Here is a 16084-nt window from a genome sequence, read left to right on the forward strand (position 1 = left end):
CCCAGCTGTACATTGCGGCCGGTATTTCCGGTGCCATCCAGCACTTGGCCGGCATGAAGGACTCCAAGGTGATCGTGGCGATCAACAAGGACCCCGAGGCACCGATCTTCTCGGTGGCCGACTACGGCCTGGAGGCCGACCTGTTCCAGGCCGTGCCCGAGCTGGTGCAGTCGCTGTAAGAACGCAAGGCACCGCACCGGGAGGCGGTGCCAACGGGCCCGGGTGAAGCATCCGGGCCCTGGTCAGAGCGGCACACAAGGCATGTGCCCCGGCCCCACCTGGTTCAGAGATGCAGGAGACAGATATGCAGATTTCCATTGGCCGCCGCAGCCTTGCGCTTGCGGCTGTTGTCTTTGTGGCCACCACGGGCGCCAGCGCACCGGCATGGGCCCAGGCCAGCGACTTTCCCACGCGCCCGATCACGCTGATCGTGCCCTTCCCCGCAGGCGGCTCCACCGACCGCCACATGCGCACCCTGGCCGACATTGCGGGCAAGCAGCTGGGTCAGACCATCATCGTGGAGAACAAGCCCGGCGCGGGCGGCACGCTGGGCCCGGGCAACATGTCCCGCACGGCCAAGCCCGATGGCTACACCATCACCCAGTTCCCCATGTCCATGCTGCGCATGGCGCACATGCAGAAGACGGCCTGGAACCCGGTCACGGACTTCACCTACATCATCGGCGTCTCGGGCTACACCTTCGGCTTCACGGTGCGCTCGGACTCGCCCTACAAGAGCTTCAACGAATACATTGCCGCCGCGCGCAAGAGCCCCGGCAAGATCGAGTACGGCTCCACCGGCATAGGCTCCTCGCCCCACCTGCTGATGGAGGAGCTGGCCGAGAACGCCAAGGTCACGCTCAACCACGTGCCCTTCAAGGGCAACGCCGACCTGCAGCAGGCCCTGCTGGGCGGCCACGTGGCCGCGCAAAGCGATGCCTCGGGCTGGGACACCTATGTGGATGGCGGCCAGATGCGCCTGCTCATGACCTTCGGCGAAAAGCGCACCCAGCGCTGGCCCGACGTGCCCACGGCCAAGGAGCTGGGCTATGGCGTGGTCTCCACCTCGCCCTACGGACTGGCCGGCCCCAAGGGCATGGACCCGGCCGTGGTGCGCAAGCTGCACGACGCCTTCAAGAAAGCCATGGATGACCCGCGCCACATCGAGGTGCTCAAGCAGCTGAACCAGGACGCCTGGTACCGCTCCGGCGCCGACTATGCGCAGTGGGTGCGCGAGGCCTATGCCAAGGACAAGGTCCTGATCGACCGCCTGGGCCTGGCCGCCAAGTAGGCCTGTCCTCCAATGCGCCCGCAGGGCCAGGGGGCTGGCGGGCGCAGTCCGCTTGAGATTCGTGAATTCGTGAAACGGAGTCCCTCATGACTGTCTCCCTGCCTTCGCCCGATGCGCCCTTCACCACGCTGGCCGAACTGATCCGCAGCCACGCGCGCCAGCAGCCTGCCCATACGGCCCTACGCGACGACCAGCAGACGCTGAGCTACGCGCAGCTCGACGCCCTCATGGACCGCGTGGCCGCCGCGCTGCAGCGCGACGGCGTGCAGCCTGGCCAGGCGATTGCCATCTGCGCGTTGAACTCGGTGCGCTATGCCGCGCTGTTCCTGGGCGCCTTGCGCGCGGGCGTGGTGGTTGCGCCGCTGGCGCCGTCCTCCACGGCCGACAGCCTGGCCTCCATGCTGCGCGATGCCCAGGCGCGCCACCTGTTCCTCGACAAGGCGGCCCAGGACCTGGTGCCTGCCGACGGCGCCCTGCAATGCATCTCGCTGGACGGTGCCGCGCCCGGCCGGGCCTTTGACGACTGGCTGGCGCCCGAAGGCGCGCAGCCCGCGCCCGTGAGCGTGGAGCCGGCCGCGCCGTTCAACATCATCTATTCCTCGGGCACCACGGGCACCCCCAAGGGCATCGTGCAGTCGCACGGCATGCGCTGGGCCCACATCAACCGGGGCAGCGTCTACGGCTACGGCCCCGAGGGCACGACGCTGCTGGCCACGCCGCTGTACTCCAACACCACGCTGGTGGTGTTCTTCCCCACGCTGGGCAGCGGCGGCTGCGTGGTACTGATGCCTAAATTCGACGCGGCCCGCTACCTGCAGCTGGCCCAGCAGCACCGCGTCACCCACACCATGCTGGTGCCCGTGCAGTACCAGCGCATCATGGCGCTGCCGCAGTTCGGCGAGCATGACCTGTCCAGCTTCCGCGCCAAGTTCTGCACCAGCGCGCCATTCCGGGCCGAGCTCAAGGCCGACGTGGTGGCGCGCTGGCCCGGCAGCCTGACCGAGTTCTACGGCATGACCGAAGGCGGCGGCACCTGCATCCTCGAAGCCCATCTGCACCAGGACAAGCTGCACACCGTGGGCAAGCCCGCCGAGGGCCATGACATCCGCCTCATCGACGAGGACGGCCACGAGGTCGCCCCCGGCGAGGATGGCGAGGTCGTGGGCCATTCGGCCAGCATGATGACCGGCTACCACGGCCAGCCCGCCAAGACGCGCGAGGCCGAATGGTTCGACCCCACGGGCAAGCGCTTCATCCGCACGGGCGACGTGGGCCGCTTCGATGCCGATGGATTCCTCACCCTGTTCGACCGCCGCAAGGACATGATCATCAGCGGCGGCTTCAACATCTACCCCAGCGACCTGGAGACCCAGCTGCGCGACCACCCGGCAGTGGACGACGTGGCCGTGGTCGGCGTGCCGTCCGAGCAATGGGGCGAGACGCCCGTGGCCTACGTGGTGTCGCGCGCGGGGCAGCCGGCCCTGCCCGAGGACATCATGGGCTGGTACAACCAGCGGGCCGGCAAGACCCAGCGCCTGGCGGACCTGCGCTTCATTGCCGAGCTGCCGCGCAGCGCCATCGGCAAGGTGCTCAAGCGCGAGCTGCGCGACCAGTACGCGACGGGGCGCTGAACCGGCGGATGCTTTCTCCAAACGATGTCCACCACGATGTCCACCAAGAGGTACACCCCATGAGCAACGACACCACGATGTCCGAGGTCCGCCGCCAGGTGACGGCCGAGGAATGGCAGACCCGCATCGAGCTGGCCGCCGCCTACCGGCTGGTCGCCCACTTCGGCTGGGACGACCTGATCTTCACCCACATCTCGGCGCGCGTGCCGGGCCAGCCCGACCAGTTCCTGATCAACCCCTACGGCATGCTGTTCGACGAGATCACTGCGTCCAGCCTGGTCAAGGTCGATCACGAAGGCCGGCCGCTGATGGAGACCGAGTACGACGTCAACCCGGCCGGCTTCGTCATCCACAGCGCCATCCACGACGGCCGCCCCGAGGTGCAGTGCGTGCTGCACACGCACACGCGCTATGGCGTGGCCGTCTCGGCGCAGAAGGAAGGGCTGCTGCCCATCTCGCAGCAGTCCATCTTCCCGCTGGCGCGCCTGGCCTACCACGACTACGAAGGCGTGGCCCTGCGTGACGACGAGAAGCCGCGCCTGGTCGATGACCTGGGTGCCAGCAACTTCCTCATCCTGCGCAACCACGGCCTGCTGACCTGCGGCCGCAACGTGGCCGAGGCTGTGCTGGCCATGTACACGCTGGAGTCGGCCTGCCGCATCCAGATCCTGGCGCAGTCGGGCGGCGGCGAGCTCACGCGCATCCCGCAGGACATCATTGCCGACGCGGTCAACCAGTCGCGCCAGGTCACCAAGGGCAAGGGCGCAGGCTTGGCCTGGCCCGGCCTGCTGCGCCGTCTTGATCGAATCGATCCAAGTTACAAGGACTAACACCCCCTGAGTCGCTGCGCGCCTTCCCCCGTGTGCACGGCGCCCTCTCTCGCTTCGCGGGAGGGGGACGACACCCTCGCTGCGGGGCGGCGCGGCCGGCATAGGCCCTTGCTTGGTGTCCCGCGCTTGGGCTGTTGCTGTTTCGCAGGCAGCGAACAGTGCTCAGATTCATGGAGAAATCAATGGGAATTCTGGTCAATATCCACCCGAGCATGGGCGCGCCCATCGTCGACTCGCTGCGCGCGCTGGCGCCCGGCGTGCAGGTCTGGGGCCACCGCGAGGAGGCGCCGGCCGACGCGGTCGAGGCCATGCTCGCCTGGAGCCTCAAGCCGGGCGTGCTGCCGGCCTATCCGGGCCTGAAGCTGCTGTGCGCGCCCAGCGCGGGCGTGGACAAGCTGCTGGCCGTGCCTGACCTGCCGGCCGGCCTGCCCGTGGCGCGCACCGTCGATCCGCAGCAGCATGTGGAGATCGCACAGTACGTGGTCGGCACCGCGCTGCGCCACACGCGCGAGCTGGACCTGTTCGCGCGCCAGCAGCAGGCCGGCGACTGGCTGCGCCGCCCCGTGCGCGCCAGCGCAGACTGCCGCGTGGGCATCCTGGGACTGGGCGAGGTCGGCCGCTTCGTGGCCGGCGCCATGCAGGCCATCGGCTACCCCGTCGCAGGCTGGAGCCGCAGCGCCAAGAGCATTGCAGGCCTGGCCACGCACAGCGGTGCCGAAGGTCTGAAGCAGCTGCTGTCCGCCAGCGACATCCTGGTCTGCGCCTTGCCGCTCACGCCCGAGACGCGCGACCTGCTGGACCGCCGCACCCTGTCCCTGCTGCCGCGCGGCGCCTACTTCATCAACGTGGGGCGCGGCGAGCAGGTGGTGGAAGACGACCTGCTGGCCCTGCTCGACGAAGGCCACCTGGCCGGCGCCGCGCTGGACGTGCTGCGCGACGAGCCGCCCCAGCCCGGCAACAAGGCCTGGGGCCATCCCAAGGCCTTTGTCACGCCGCACATCGCGGCCCAGGCCTCGGCCGACACCGTGGCCCGCCAGTGCCTGGAGAACCTGCGCCGCCTGCGCGCGGGCGAGCCGCTGCTCAACCTTGTGGATGTGGCGCGGGGGTACTGAGCCCTTTTTCCATCCGACGCTGCGCTGTTGCGTGGCGTTTTTTCATCGCCGGGCCGCCCCAAGATGAAAAGCGGCCCCCTTGGGGGGCAGCGGACCTTGCGCAGCAAGGGTAGCGTGGGGGCCATTTTTCAACTGAGAAGAACCCAGAGACACCATGCCTTCGACTTCCCGCCGCGGCTTTTTGCAATCGACCGCTGCCGCCGCTGCAGCAGCCACCACCGTGCTGGCCCCCTCGGCCTGGGCCCAGAGCCCCTGGCCTTCCAAGCCCATCCGCATCATCGTTCCGTACACGGCAGGCGGCTTCACCGACCAGATGGCGCGCCTGCTGCAGGTCGGCCTGCAAAAGGCCCTGGGCCAGCCCGTCATCGTGGAGAACAAGCCGGGCGCCAACAGCATCATCGGCGTGGACCAGATCGCCAAGGCCGCGCCGGACGGGCACACCTTCGGCGTGGTCATCGCGGCCTATGCGGCCAACACCACGCTCTATCCCAAGCTGCCCTACAACCCGAAGAAGGACCTGGTCGGCGTCTCGCTCATGGGCGTCTCGCCCCTGGTCGCTGCCGTGGCCATGAATGCGCCCTTCAAGACCACCCCCGAGCTGATCGCCTATGCCAAGGCCAATCCGGGCAAGGTGGGCTTCGGCTCCTCGGGCAGCGGCTCCAGCGCCCACCTGACCACCGAGCTGATGAAGCTGCTCACCAAGACGGACATGGTCCACGTGCCCTACAAGGGCGCCGCGCCCGCGCTGGCCGACCTCATGGGCGGCCAGATCCCGCTGTTCCTGGACCCGCCGCCCAACCTCATCCAGCCCGCCAAGGCCGGCCGCATCCGCCTCATCGGCGTGGCCAGCGACAAGCGCCTGGCCGCGCTGCCCGACGTGCCCACCTTCGTGGAGCAGGGCTACGACGGCTTGCTGGGCAGCACCTGGGCGGCCATGATCGCGCCGGCCGGCGTGCCGCGCGAGATCGTGCAGCGCATGTCCGCCGAGGTGTCGCGCATCATCCGCAGTGCCGAGGTGTCGCAGCGGCTGGAGCAGGTGATGGGGACGTTTGCGGAGGGGTCCACGCCTGAGGAGTGCGATCGGTTCATTGCTGCCGAGACGGAGAAGTGGGGGAGGGTGATTCGGGAGGCGAAGGTGACGGTGGACTAGGTTGTTTTTGTTCTCGGGTCTGCTTTTTGACCCCGCCGGGTGGTTGTTTTTCGAGGCCGGGTTTCGGCCCGGCGGCCGACCCGCTTTCTTGTCGCGCGACAAGAAAGCGGGGCAAAGAAGCGCGCCCCGAACTGCCCACGACCCTTCGCTTCGCTGCGGGCGACCTGCGTTGGGCGGGATGCGGGGTGCGCCGTGAAACTCGTTGCGCGCTGCGCGCTTCACTCAAACATCACGGCGAGCTAGACAACGAAGCAAGCCTGTCCTTCGGCAGGCTTGCCACCCCGCATCCCGCCCAACGCAGGCGTGGGCAGAAGGGGGGAGGCTGGGGATAGCCAACTGCCAACTGCCAACAGCCGGCGCCATCGCTGCGCTCGGCTCCAAGACGGGGCCGAGCGAAGCGAAGGCCCGTACCAACTCCCCGTATGTCAGCGCCTGCGGCGTGGTGGTTGCGGGGTTGCAGTCCTGCCGAAGGACAGGACTGCTTCGTGATCTGACTCGCTGCGGTTGTCTGAGCGGAGTTCACGCAGTGAACGCAGCGAGTTCCGCAGCGAACCCCGCAACCGCCACGACGCAGGTTGCCCCGGAGCGAAGCGCAGGGGTCGCGGGCATTCGGGCGCGTTTCTTTGCCTACTTTCTTATCGCGCGATAAGAAAGTAGGTCGGCTGCCGGGCCGAGACCCGGCCTCGCAAAGAACCCCCCGGCAGGGGCAAAAACAATCAAGCAGCCCCCACCCTCCACCGCCTCCTGGGCGCCCTCAACGCATGCCTTTCCCGATAGGCCGCAGGCGCCATTCCCACATACCGCAAAAACACCCGCCGAAACGCCGAGGCATCCCCATACCCGCAGGCCAGCGCCACGGACGGTACGCTCTCCAGCGTGATCTCCAGCAGCACCCGGGCCCGCGCGCAGCGCAGGCGGTGCAGGTGGTCCAGCGGGCTGTGGCCCAGTTCCTGCTGGAAGTGGCGCAGCAGGGTGCGCGGGCTGGTGGATGCCGCGTGCGCGAGGGCCTGCAGGTCATAGGGCTGCTCCACGCGTGCCTCCAGCCAGGCGATGGCATGGGCCAGCACGCTGTTGCGCGTGGCGGGAATGCGGCGGTCCTGCAGGGCGGCGCGGGTGGCGCGTTCACGCTGGGCATCGGGCTGCAGCACGGCGGCCAGCGCTGCGGCCAGGTCGTCGCCGAAGGCATGGCGGGTGAGTGCAACGGCCATGGGTGCCAGGGCCTCGGGGTGGGAGGCGCTGAGCCAGGGCCTGTCGTCCACGAAGGGTTGGCCCTCGGCCAGTTCGATGCCCGGGAAGTCCAGGCCGAAGCCACCCATGAAATACCAGGGCAGGGCCACAAGCCGGCCCTGGCAGCGGCCGCCCGCTGCCGCAAACCAGGCGGCGCTGCCCAGCGTGCAGACGGCCAGGCCCTGGTCGAAGGCCGTGGTGATGCGGCGCACGAGGGCCGGATGCGCGGCGACGATGTCGCGGATGGACGGGATGTCGGGGCAGTGCAGCGCGCTCACGAAGACGGCCTGCGCGGGCCCCTCGGCTGCCGCGCCTTCGGCCGCATGCGGCATGGCGGGCAGGGGCCGGCCCTGGCCGTCGACCCAGCGCCAGCCAAAGCGTGGCGCGCGCCGGCCCAGGCGCAGGCTGGCGACCAGGTTGGCGCTGCGCAGCATTTCGACCAGGTGCGCGGCATGGCCGATGGCGCTGTGCTCCAGGCAGGGCAGCTCGATGATGAAGGCTCGGGGCATGGCGGTTCTGGCTCCTCGAATGGCGATTTTGACGTGCCCGTCATACGTGCTTCACTTTTAGCATGGCTGCTTGTGCCACTTTCCAGGACCACGAAGATGCTCCACACCAGCGCCGAGACAAAGCCTTCCTCCTTCCCGCGCACAGGCCTGCGCTCCATCGCCCTGGCCGGGCTGCTGGCCTGCGGCCTGCCACTGGCGGCCAGCGCCCAGGGGCTCGATGCACAGGGCCTGGCGGCCCTGGATGCCGCCATCCAGCCGCTGGCGCCCAAGATGGTGGATTGGCGCCGCGACATCCACCAGCACCCTGAACTGTCGGGGCAGGAAGAACGCACGGCCAAGCTGGTGGCCGATCACCTGCGCCGCCTGGGCATGGAGGTGCAGACCGGCGTGGGCGGCACGGGCGTGGTGGGCGTGCTGCGCGGCGGCCGGCCGGGCAAGACCGTGGCGCTGCGTGCCGACATGGATGCGCTGCCCGTGGCCGAGAAGACCGGCCTGCCCTTTGCCTCCAAGGCCAAGGCCCAGTACATGGGCAAGGAGGTTTCGGTCATGCATGCCTGCGGGCACGATGCCCACGTGGCCATGCTCATGGGCGCGGCCGAGGCGCTGGCCGGCATGCGCGCGAAGCTGCCCGGCACGGTGAAGTTCATCTTCCAGCCCGCCGAGGAAGGCGCCCCGGTGGAGGCCGATGCCCACGGCCATGTGCCCAGCTTTGGTGCCAAAGCCATGGTGGAGGCCGGCGTGCTCAAGGACGTGCAGGCCATCTACGGCCTGCACATCACGGCCAACCTGCCCTCGGGCATGGTGGGCTATCGCAGCGGGCCGCTGATGGCGGGTTCGGACAGCCTGAGCATCCAGGTCGAGGGCCGGGGCGGCCATGGCTCGTCGCCGTGGAATGCGGTCGATCCCATCGTCGCGGCCAGCCAGGTGGTGCTGGGCCTGCAGACCGTGGTCAGCCGCCAGCTCAACATCAGCCTGGAGCCGGCCGTGCTGACGATCGGCTCCATCCAGGGCGGCACGCGCTACAACATCATCCCGGACAACGTGGAGATGCAGGGCACGCTGCGCACCTTCGACGAGGACATGCGCCAGGAGGCGCACAAGCGCATCACCGCCACGGCCGAGCAGATCGCGGCCTCCAGCGGCGCCAAGGCCAAGGTGCGTTTCGGTCCCGTGGCCTATCCGGTGACCACCAACCCCGCCGCGCTGACCGAAGCCTCGCTGCCCGCGCTCAAGCTGGCCATGGGCGGCAAGGCCATGGTGATTCCCAAGGTCAGCGGCTCCGAGGATTTCTCGGAATTCCAGAAGGTGGTGCCGGGCTTCTTCTACTTCCTGGGCGCGCCGCCGGCAGGCCAGGACTTTGCCAAGGCACCGTCCAACCACTCGCCGCTGTTCGACATCGACGAGAAGCAACTGCCCACGGGCGCGCGTTCACTGGCCGCGCTGGCCGTGGACTACCTGCAGCGCAACCCATAGTTATTGGACTCCCCGGAGCGGCGGACGCCGCTTCCCGTTGCACGGCGTCCCCTCTCTCGCCGCGCGGGAGGGGGACGGCACCCTCGCTGCGGGGCGGCGCGGCCGGCGTAGGCCCTTGCTCGGTACCCCTGGCTTGAGATCGAGTCCGTGCGAGCCGCGTCGGCTTTATTTGGCGCTGGCGATTGCCGATGGGCCTTTCCACCACCGGGCGATGGCGAGCCGGAAGGGCAGCAGCAGCGCCACGCCCAGCACCAGCTTCACGCCCAGGTCGCCCAGGGCCCAGGTCACCCAGGGCTCGGCAGCGCCTGCGAAGGCGATGCTCCAGAACAGGAAGGTGTCCAGGCAGGCGGCCAGCAGCGTGGCCACCAGGGGGGCACGCCACCAGCGGCCCGCACGCAGGCGGTGGAACACGCCGATGTCCAGCCACTGCGAGGCAATGAAGGCCGCGCCCGAGGCCAGCGCGATGCGCGGCGGCGCCAGCACCAGCGAGGCGGCCACGGCCACGGCAAAGCCCACCCAGGCCACGCGCCGGGCCTGCTGCGGGCCGAAGCTGCGGTTGACCAGCTCGCTCACCAGGAAGGCGAACGGATAGGTGATGGCACCCCAGGTCAGCCAGTCGTTGATGGCGTACTGCACCAGGATGTTGGACGACAGCACCACCACGCCCATGGCCGCGATGGCGGCCAGCAGCTGGGTGCGCGAGGGGGCGGCGAAACGGTGCGGACGCGGTGTCATGCTGCGCCACCGGAGCCGCGTGCGCCCGACGAGGGCAGGGGCAGCCCGAGGATGGCGCAGGCCACGGCCTCGCCCACCTTGACGCCATCCACGCCGGCCGACAGGATGCCGCCCGCGTAGCTGGCGCCTTCGCCGGCCGGGTACAGGCCGCGCGTGTTCAGGCTGTGGAAGTCCGCGCCGCGCTCGATCTTCACGGGCGAGGAGGTGCGCGTTTCCACGCCGGTGAGCACGGCGTCGTGCATGTCGTAGCCGCGGATCTTCTTGCCGAAGGCGGGCAGGGCCTCGCGCATGGCCTCGATGGCGTAGGCCGGCAGCACGTGGTGCAGGTTGGTCAGCGTGATGCCGGGCTGGTAGGAGGGCTCGACCTCGCCCAGCGCGGCCGATTCCTTGCCCGCGATGAAGTCGCCCACCAGCTGGCCCGGCGCGTTGTAGTTGCGTCCGCCCAGCAGGTAGGCCTTGGTCTCCAGCTGGCGCTGCAGCACGATGCCCGACAGCGGGTGCAGTTCGCCGTCCTTGAGGTCTTCCACGCCATGGGTCTTGCCGTCGAAGGCCCAGGCAAAGCTCTTGGCATCGCGCGGATAGTCGGAGGGGTCGATGGCGCAGACCATGCCGGCGTTGGCATTGCGCTCGGCACGCGAGTACTGGCTCATGCCGTTGGTGACCACGCGCTCGGGCTCGCTGGTGGCCGCCACCACGGTGCCGCCCGGGCACATGCAAAAGCTGTAGACCGCGCGCCCGTTGCTGGCGTGGTGCACCAGCTTGTAGTCGGCCGCGCCCAGCAGCGGGTGGCCGGCATGCCTGCCCCAGCGCGCCCGGTCGATCAGGCTCTGCGGATGCTCGATGCGAAAGCCCACCGAGAACGGCTTGGCCTCCATGTGCACGCCGCGTTCGTAGAACATGGCGAAGGTGTCGCGCGAGCTGTGGCCCAGGGCCATCACGGCATGGTCGGTCTCCAGCCACTGGCGCTCGCCGCTGTCCTGGTCCAGCACCTCCAGGGCGGTGAGATGGCGGTCCTCGCCCTCGCCCTCGATGCGCATGTCACACACGCGCTGGCCGAAGCGGATCTCACCGCCCAGGCGGATGATTTCCTCGCGGATGCCCTCGACCACCTTCACCAGCTTGAAGGTGCCGATGTGCGGGTGCGCGGCATAGAGGATCTCTGGCGGTGCGCCGTGGGTGACGAACTCCTGCATCACCTTGCGGCCCAGGTGGCGCGGGTCCTTGATCTGGCTGTAGAGCTTGCCGTCGGAGAAGGTGCCTGCGCCGCCTTCGCCAAACTGCACATTGGACTCGGGCGCCAGCTCGCGCTTGCGCCACAGGCCCCAGGTGTCCTGGGTGCGCTCGCGCACCGAGCGGCCGCGCTCGATCACGATGGGCCTGAAGCCCATCTGCGCCAGCACCAGGGCCGCAAAGATGCCGCAAGGCCCGAAGCCCACCACCACGGGCCGGCGCTGCAGGTCGGCAGGCGCCTGGCCCACGGCATGCCAGCGCATGTCGGGCGTGGGGTTCACATGGGCATGGCTGGAGAACTGCTCCAGCAGTGCGGCTTCCTGGCTCTCGTCGGCCAGCGTCAGGTCCACGATGTAGACGGCCAGCAGCTCGGCCTTGCGCGCATCGAAGCTGCGCTTGTGCACGTGCACGGAGGCAATGGCCTCCTCGGCAATGCCCAGCTGGCGCGCGGCCAGGGCGCGCAGCGGCTCCAGGGGCAGATATTCGGTGTGGCTGTCGGGGTGGTATTGCACCGCCGACAGGGGCAGTTTCAGTTCAGAGACGCGGATCATGGCTTGTACCTATCAAGCAGAGGGCCGGCGATGGTAAGGCAAAGCAGCGCCCGGCACAGGCGACAGCGGCCACACCCATGGAGCGTGCTCGGGTTCGCAAAGGCCAGGCGGGCGTGCGGGGCAGGCCGCCGGCAGGCCTGAAACACTGAAACACCAAGGGACTGGGACCGGGCCGCAAACCGTAGATGCATTGCCCCAGGCTTGCGAGAAATGCAAGGCATGCGAATGCATGTGCCCGATGACTGCAACGGGCGCTTTACCGGTGGTGTCAATAGCATGCCAATCAATAGGCGAACTCCTGATTCTTCCCATGAGAATCAGAAAATTCCTAGAAGGAAAATCCCATTGTCAAAAAAGGTGTATTGGCTGGAGCGGTGATTTCCCTGATCATTTGCTCCCCCCATCAGTTTCCTGCGGGCATAGCCGGAAGCTTTTGGGGCTTTTTCAAGAGAGGGTTGCCGGCAAGGGGAGCCATATGCGGGCAATGGAGTCCAACCAGATTGACATGCTGGCCTCAATTCCGGGTGTGCGGGTATTGAGGCTGGTTACGCCATATGAAAAAAACAATGGGAGGCGCCGCGCTCCGCGGCGCATTGGGAGTCATAGTCTGCGGGCTGGCAGGGGTGGGTACCGTCCGGTCGGAAGTGGTATCGAGGGTCACGGCCCTGCCAGATTCCGCCACGCGGGTGAACATGGGTGATGGTGGCCGCGTGCAGGTCACGCCGGCCCAGGTCACGGACGGTGTTTCATACAACGGCTTCAGCCAGTTCGATGTGGGCAAGGCTGGACTTACCTTCTTGAATGAGGGAGTCAAGGCGCGAACCATCGTGGCCGAGGTGTTTTCCGCTGCGCCCTCGCATATCACAGGAGCCATCGATGTCAATGGCCCCCGCGCCAATCTGATTTTTGCGAATCAGAACGGCATACGCGTCAATGGAGGCAGCTTCGTCAATTTCGGCAGCGTTGCCCTGACCACGGGCGCCGTGACGCTGCGCGATCAATTGCAGCCTTCGGGCTATGTCCAGCGGCTGGTGGATGTCCATACGAAGCAAGGCGAGATCGTGATTGGCGAGCAGGGGGTCACCGGCAATCTGATCCGTCTGGAGATGATTGCCAAGAGCATTGCCCTGCAGGGTGCCGTCACCAACGAGTTCTCGTCATCAAGCGCCCTTGTCCGCATGGTGGCCGGGGAATCCACGGCCCAGTTCGATACGGCGGCGTCGCCAACGGACAACTTGACGCCATGGGTCTACTACGAGGGCGGGAAGGCGCGCAGCACCGCATTGGCGGTGGACCTGAATGCGGATTCCAAGGTCACCTCCGGGCGTATCGAGATTCTGGTGACCGACCAGGGCGCCGGTGTGCGCAACCAGGGGCAGATGGTGGCCTCGGCCGGGGATTTCCGGCTGACCAGCACGGGACAGCTGGAACAGATCGGCGGCAAGGTGCAGGCCCAGGGACAGGTGGACATACGTTCCCAGGAAATCGTGCTCAGCTCGCGTGGGGAAGAAAGCAGCCTGCTGGTGGCGGGCAGCCGCGTCCGGCTCCAGGCCGACGGATCCATTCGCAACCTGGGTGGCGAGATATCCGGCCAGCAGGGCGTCGGCGACGCAGAGGATGCCCATGCCGTCGTGCTCAAGGCCGGCGGCGACATAGAGCACCGGACGCCCGTCGGGGCCAGCAAAACCGCGCTGATTTTCGGCAAGGAAGGCTCCGTGTTCCTGGACAGTGGGCGGGGCCTGGACTCCGTCAACGCGCGCATTGTCTCCAACAGCGATCTGTTCATCCGAGGTGCTGCGGATGTGCGCAATGAAAGCGTGCACATTGCGGGGGCAGGCCAGAGCGACTGGCAGTCGCACAGCGTCTTCAAGCGCAGAAAAGGCTACAGCGTGGACATGGGCGAGCTGGCCGATCCTGCCAACCAGGCCTATTGGGTGGCGCAAGGCAATGTGCAGGTCACGGCGCGCAACTTCTCCAACCTGGGCGGCCATGTGTTCTCCAACCAGGGCGGCATCAAGATAGAGGCGCAAGAGAGCGTCGTGACCAAGGCGCACAGCATTGGCGGATTCGAATACCGGCAAAGCTGCTTCCTGTTCGTCTGCAGGCGCACAGCCTCCTCCAACGAGGCGCTGGTGGGCGGGCAGATCATGGGCGCCGAATCGGTCGATATACGTGCTGGCGGGAAGATCCTCAACGATGCCGGCCAGGTCTACGCAGGCAAGGGCATGACCCTGGAGGCTCCCGAGGTCATTGCGCGAGGGCGCCCCGTGCATACCGTCATCCTGCGCGACAAGGGTCTCAAGGCCCTGTTCGGCGACACCTGGGCCAGGATCTATGCCACGGACCAGGGCGGCAGCTACACCGTCCAGCAAGGACGGCTGGTTCTCAAGGGGCTGGCATACCAGGACGGCGGGGTGTTGCAAGCCTCCGAAGGCGTGGACGGCGCCATCGAGGTGATTCGCAAGCCTTCCCGCGATGCAGTGCGCATCGAGGACCACCTCGGCATCTTCTGGTGGTGAACCGCATGAGCCACTGGAAATCCGCCGCGGGCATCTGCGCGCTGGCCCTCAGCCCGATGCTCGTCCATGCACAGCCTGTGTCTGCGCGCGACCCCAACGACCAGATCATCCGCGAACAGCAGGAAAAACTGCGCGAGGAAATGCTGCGCCGCTCCGCACCCGCCAGCATTGAATTCGAGCAACCCGCTGCCGCAGCCGCAGGCATGGAAGACCGATTCCCCGAAGGCCTGCAACCCCAGGGACCGGCCTTTCCCATTCATACCATCAGGCAAGACGGCATGGCGTTGCTGCCGGAGGCTGTCTTTGCCAGGGTCACCGCGCCCTTTGTCGGCCGCTCGATCGGGGTCGAACACATCAACGTGCTGCTGGAGCGGGTCAACCGGGCCCTGATCGCTGCGGGCTACACCACCTCGCGTGCCTACGTGGGCAACCAGAGCCTGCAGGAGGGCGTGCTGTCCCTCACCATCGTGCCGGGCCGCATCGAGCAATTGCTGTTCAACGGCACCCCCGTCGGTCCTGGCGACGATCAGGCTCCGGGCGTGCATCTGGCCCTTGCCATGAAGCAGGGCGACGTGCTGCGCCTGCGCGACATCGAGCAGTCGGTGGACCAGTTCAACCGCCTCAGGCGCAACAACGTGCAGGTGCAGATCCGCCCGGGCACGCAGCCGGGCGGCTCCATCGTCGAGTTCGTCAACCAGGCGGGCCAGGCCGCGCGCTACAACGTCTCGCTGGACAACCAGGGCGCGGCCGCCACCGGCCGCCTTCGCGTGCAGCTGGGCCTGGATGCCGGCAATGTGCTGGGCCTGATGGAGTCGCTGGGCGCCGGCCTGACCACCAGCACGGAAACCAACGCCCTGTATGGCACCTTCTCCGTGCCGCTGGGCTACGCCACGCTGTCGGCCATGGCTTCCGTGTCGGAATACCAGAACCTCATTGGCGACACCGCCCTGGTCCACGGCACATCGAAGACCTACACGCTGTCGCTGAGCCGCCTGCTGCAGCGCGACCAGAACAGCAAGACGGCCATGGACCTGAGCTTCTCGCACCGCAAGGCCGAGCGTTCCGTCAACAACATCTCGCTCAGCCCGCAGACCCAGGCCGTGCTGCGCCTGGGCATCAACCGCCTCACGCGCTTTCAAGCCGGACAGGGGCTGGGCCAGTGGACGGTGGATGCGGGCATCTCGCGCGGCATGCCCTGGCTGGACACCAACCGCGACCCGGCCGACCTGCCCCGGGAGGCCGCCCGCTACCGGTTCACCAAGCTGGAGCTGTCGGCATCGGTCGAGCGGCCGTTGGGCAGCCTCCTGACCTGGCGCTCGCGTGCGTTGGGCCAATGGAGCCGGCATCCGTTGTACTCGTCCGAGCAGATCTTCGCCGGAGGCGTGGGCAGCGTGCGCGGATTTCCCGAATCGGCCGTTGGCGGCGACAAGGGCATGGTCTGGCGCAATGAATGGGCGTTGCAGCGGCCGCCCCAGATCCTGGGCGGGCAGATCCGCTACGAGCCTTACCTGTTTGTGGATGCGGCGCGGCTGTCCACCGTTGCAGACAGCCGCTCACATGCCCTGGCCAGCGCAGGAGGCGGGCTGCGCATCGCCTTCGCGGGCGGCTTCGCCGAGCTGATCGCGGGCAAGCCATTGCGCACACCCAGTGAAATGCCCAAGCCCGGCTGGCGTGTCAATGCCAGCCTGGCCTACCAGTTCTAGCGCTGTACCGCCCGCGCAGGCGCACCGGCAGCAAGACAGCAGCAACACAGAGACAGACAAGACAGAGCAATGAAGAGGGAGCCCAGCATGCATGCACCGACCATGAGCCAGCACAACCAACAG

Annotated in this window: 12 protein-coding genes; 9 read left to right on the top strand and 3 right to left on the bottom strand. The window is 67.7% G+C overall.

What is annotated here, in order from left to right; translation table 11 throughout:
* The 6 genes from BW39_RS19665 to BW39_RS19690 form a co-directional block, all read left to right on the top strand.
* Nucleotides 1–179 (top strand): FAD-binding protein (locus BW39_RS19665; protein ID WP_043823798.1); only part of this gene is annotated, 179 nt, incomplete at its 5' end.
* Between the two features lie 125 nt (nucleotides 180–304).
* Nucleotides 305–1291 carry a tripartite tricarboxylate transporter substrate binding protein gene (locus BW39_RS19670; RefSeq protein ID WP_012203334.1) on the top strand — a complete coding sequence of 329 codons (987 nt, stop codon included), beginning with the start codon at nucleotides 305–307 and terminating at the stop codon, nucleotides 1289–1291.
* 86 nt (nucleotides 1292–1377) lie between these two features.
* Nucleotides 1378–2922 carry a class I adenylate-forming enzyme family protein gene (locus tag BW39_RS19675; RefSeq protein ID WP_043823799.1) on the top strand — a complete coding sequence of 515 codons (1545 nt, stop codon included), beginning with the start codon at nucleotides 1378–1380 and terminating at the stop codon, nucleotides 2920–2922.
* A 59-nt stretch (nucleotides 2923–2981) separates the two neighbouring features.
* Nucleotides 2982–3752: a class II aldolase/adducin family protein gene (locus BW39_RS19680; protein ID WP_012203336.1), complete on the top strand. Its 771-nt coding sequence runs from the start codon at nucleotides 2982–2984 to the stop codon at nucleotides 3750–3752.
* A gap of 182 nt (nucleotides 3753–3934) precedes the next feature.
* Nucleotides 3935–4864: a 2-hydroxyacid dehydrogenase gene (locus BW39_RS19685; protein ID WP_043823800.1), complete on the top strand. Its 930-nt coding sequence runs from the start codon at nucleotides 3935–3937 to the stop codon at nucleotides 4862–4864.
* A 154-nt stretch (nucleotides 4865–5018) separates the two neighbouring features.
* A complete protein-coding gene (locus BW39_RS19690) occupies nucleotides 5019–6014 on the top strand; it encodes a tripartite tricarboxylate transporter substrate binding protein (protein ID WP_043823801.1) in 996 nt (331 codons plus the stop codon).
* A 716-nt stretch (nucleotides 6015–6730) separates the two neighbouring features.
* Here BW39_RS19690 and BW39_RS19695 read toward each other — a convergent pair.
* Nucleotides 6731–7750, bottom strand: coding sequence for a GlxA family transcriptional regulator (locus tag BW39_RS19695; protein WP_043823802.1), 1020 nt, complete (start codon nucleotides 7748–7750; stop codon nucleotides 6731–6733).
* A gap of 96 nt (nucleotides 7751–7846) precedes the next feature.
* Here BW39_RS19695 and BW39_RS19700 point away from each other — a divergent pair, with 96 nt between their 5' ends.
* Entirely contained in the window at nucleotides 7847–9223 is a 1377-nt protein-coding gene (locus tag BW39_RS19700; RefSeq protein ID WP_043823803.1) for an amidohydrolase, read from the top strand.
* 165 nt (nucleotides 9224–9388) lie between these two features.
* Here BW39_RS19700 and BW39_RS19705 read toward each other — a convergent pair whose 3' ends face one another.
* Both BW39_RS19705 and BW39_RS19710 read right to left on the bottom strand, forming a co-directional pair.
* On the bottom strand, nucleotides 9389–9958 hold the full coding sequence (locus BW39_RS19705) for a VUT family protein (protein ID WP_034390445.1): 570 nt from the start codon (nucleotides 9956–9958) through the stop codon (nucleotides 9389–9391).
* Complete coding sequence (locus BW39_RS19710) at nucleotides 9955–11739, bottom strand: NAD(P)/FAD-dependent oxidoreductase (protein WP_043823804.1); 1785 nt, start codon at nucleotides 11737–11739, stop codon at nucleotides 9955–9957. The genes BW39_RS19705 and BW39_RS19710 overlap by 4 nt, the downstream gene beginning before the upstream one ends.
* 692 nt (nucleotides 11740–12431) lie before the next feature.
* Between BW39_RS19710 and BW39_RS19715 the strand changes: the two genes are divergently transcribed.
* Both BW39_RS19715 and BW39_RS19720 read left to right on the top strand, forming a co-directional pair.
* Nucleotides 12432–14258, top strand: coding sequence for a filamentous hemagglutinin N-terminal domain-containing protein (locus BW39_RS19715; protein WP_043823805.1), 1827 nt, complete (start codon nucleotides 12432–12434; stop codon nucleotides 14256–14258).
* Between the two features lie 5 nt (nucleotides 14259–14263).
* Nucleotides 14264–15961: a ShlB/FhaC/HecB family hemolysin secretion/activation protein gene (locus tag BW39_RS19720; protein WP_043823806.1), complete on the top strand. Its 1698-nt coding sequence runs from the start codon at nucleotides 14264–14266 to the stop codon at nucleotides 15959–15961.
* Nucleotides 15962–16084: the final 123 nt, after the last annotated feature.

Origin of the sequence: Delftia sp. RIT313 (assembly GCF_000632165.1) — a bacterium.
GTDB classification, from domain to species: Bacteria; Pseudomonadota; Gammaproteobacteria; order Burkholderiales; family Burkholderiaceae_C; genus Comamonas; species Comamonas acidovorans.

What these genes read in the sequence shown, in the direction of transcription:
- BW39_RS19670 (WP_012203334.1), top strand. Translation starts at nt 305, where the DNA reads ATGCAGATTTCCATTGGCCGCCGCAGCCTTGCGCTTGCGGCTGTTGTC.
- BW39_RS19675 (WP_043823799.1), top strand. Translation starts at nt 1,378, where the DNA reads ATGACTGTCTCCCTGCCTTCGCCCGATGCGCCCTTCACCACGCTGGCC.
- BW39_RS19680 (WP_012203336.1), top strand. Translation starts at nt 2,982, where the DNA reads ATGAGCAACGACACCACGATGTCCGAGGTCCGCCGCCAGGTGACGGCC.
- BW39_RS19685 (WP_043823800.1), top strand. Translation starts at nt 3,935, where the DNA reads ATGGGAATTCTGGTCAATATCCACCCGAGCATGGGCGCGCCCATCGTC.
- BW39_RS19690 (WP_043823801.1), top strand. Translation starts at nt 5,019, where the DNA reads ATGCCTTCGACTTCCCGCCGCGGCTTTTTGCAATCGACCGCTGCCGCC.
- BW39_RS19695 (WP_043823802.1), bottom strand. Translation starts at nt 7,750, where the DNA reads ATGCCCCGAGCCTTCATCATCGAGCTGCCCTGCCTGGAGCACAGCGCC.
- BW39_RS19700 (WP_043823803.1), top strand. Translation starts at nt 7,847, where the DNA reads ATGCTCCACACCAGCGCCGAGACAAAGCCTTCCTCCTTCCCGCGCACA.
- BW39_RS19705 (WP_034390445.1), bottom strand. Translation starts at nt 9,958, where the DNA reads ATGACACCGCGTCCGCACCGTTTCGCCGCCCCCTCGCGCACCCAGCTG.
- BW39_RS19710 (WP_043823804.1), bottom strand. Translation starts at nt 11,739, where the DNA reads ATGATCCGCGTCTCTGAACTGAAACTGCCCCTGTCGGCGGTGCAATAC.
- BW39_RS19715 (WP_043823805.1), top strand. Translation starts at nt 12,432, where the DNA reads ATGGGTGATGGTGGCCGCGTGCAGGTCACGCCGGCCCAGGTCACGGAC.
- BW39_RS19720 (WP_043823806.1), top strand. Translation starts at nt 14,264, where the DNA reads ATGAGCCACTGGAAATCCGCCGCGGGCATCTGCGCGCTGGCCCTCAGC.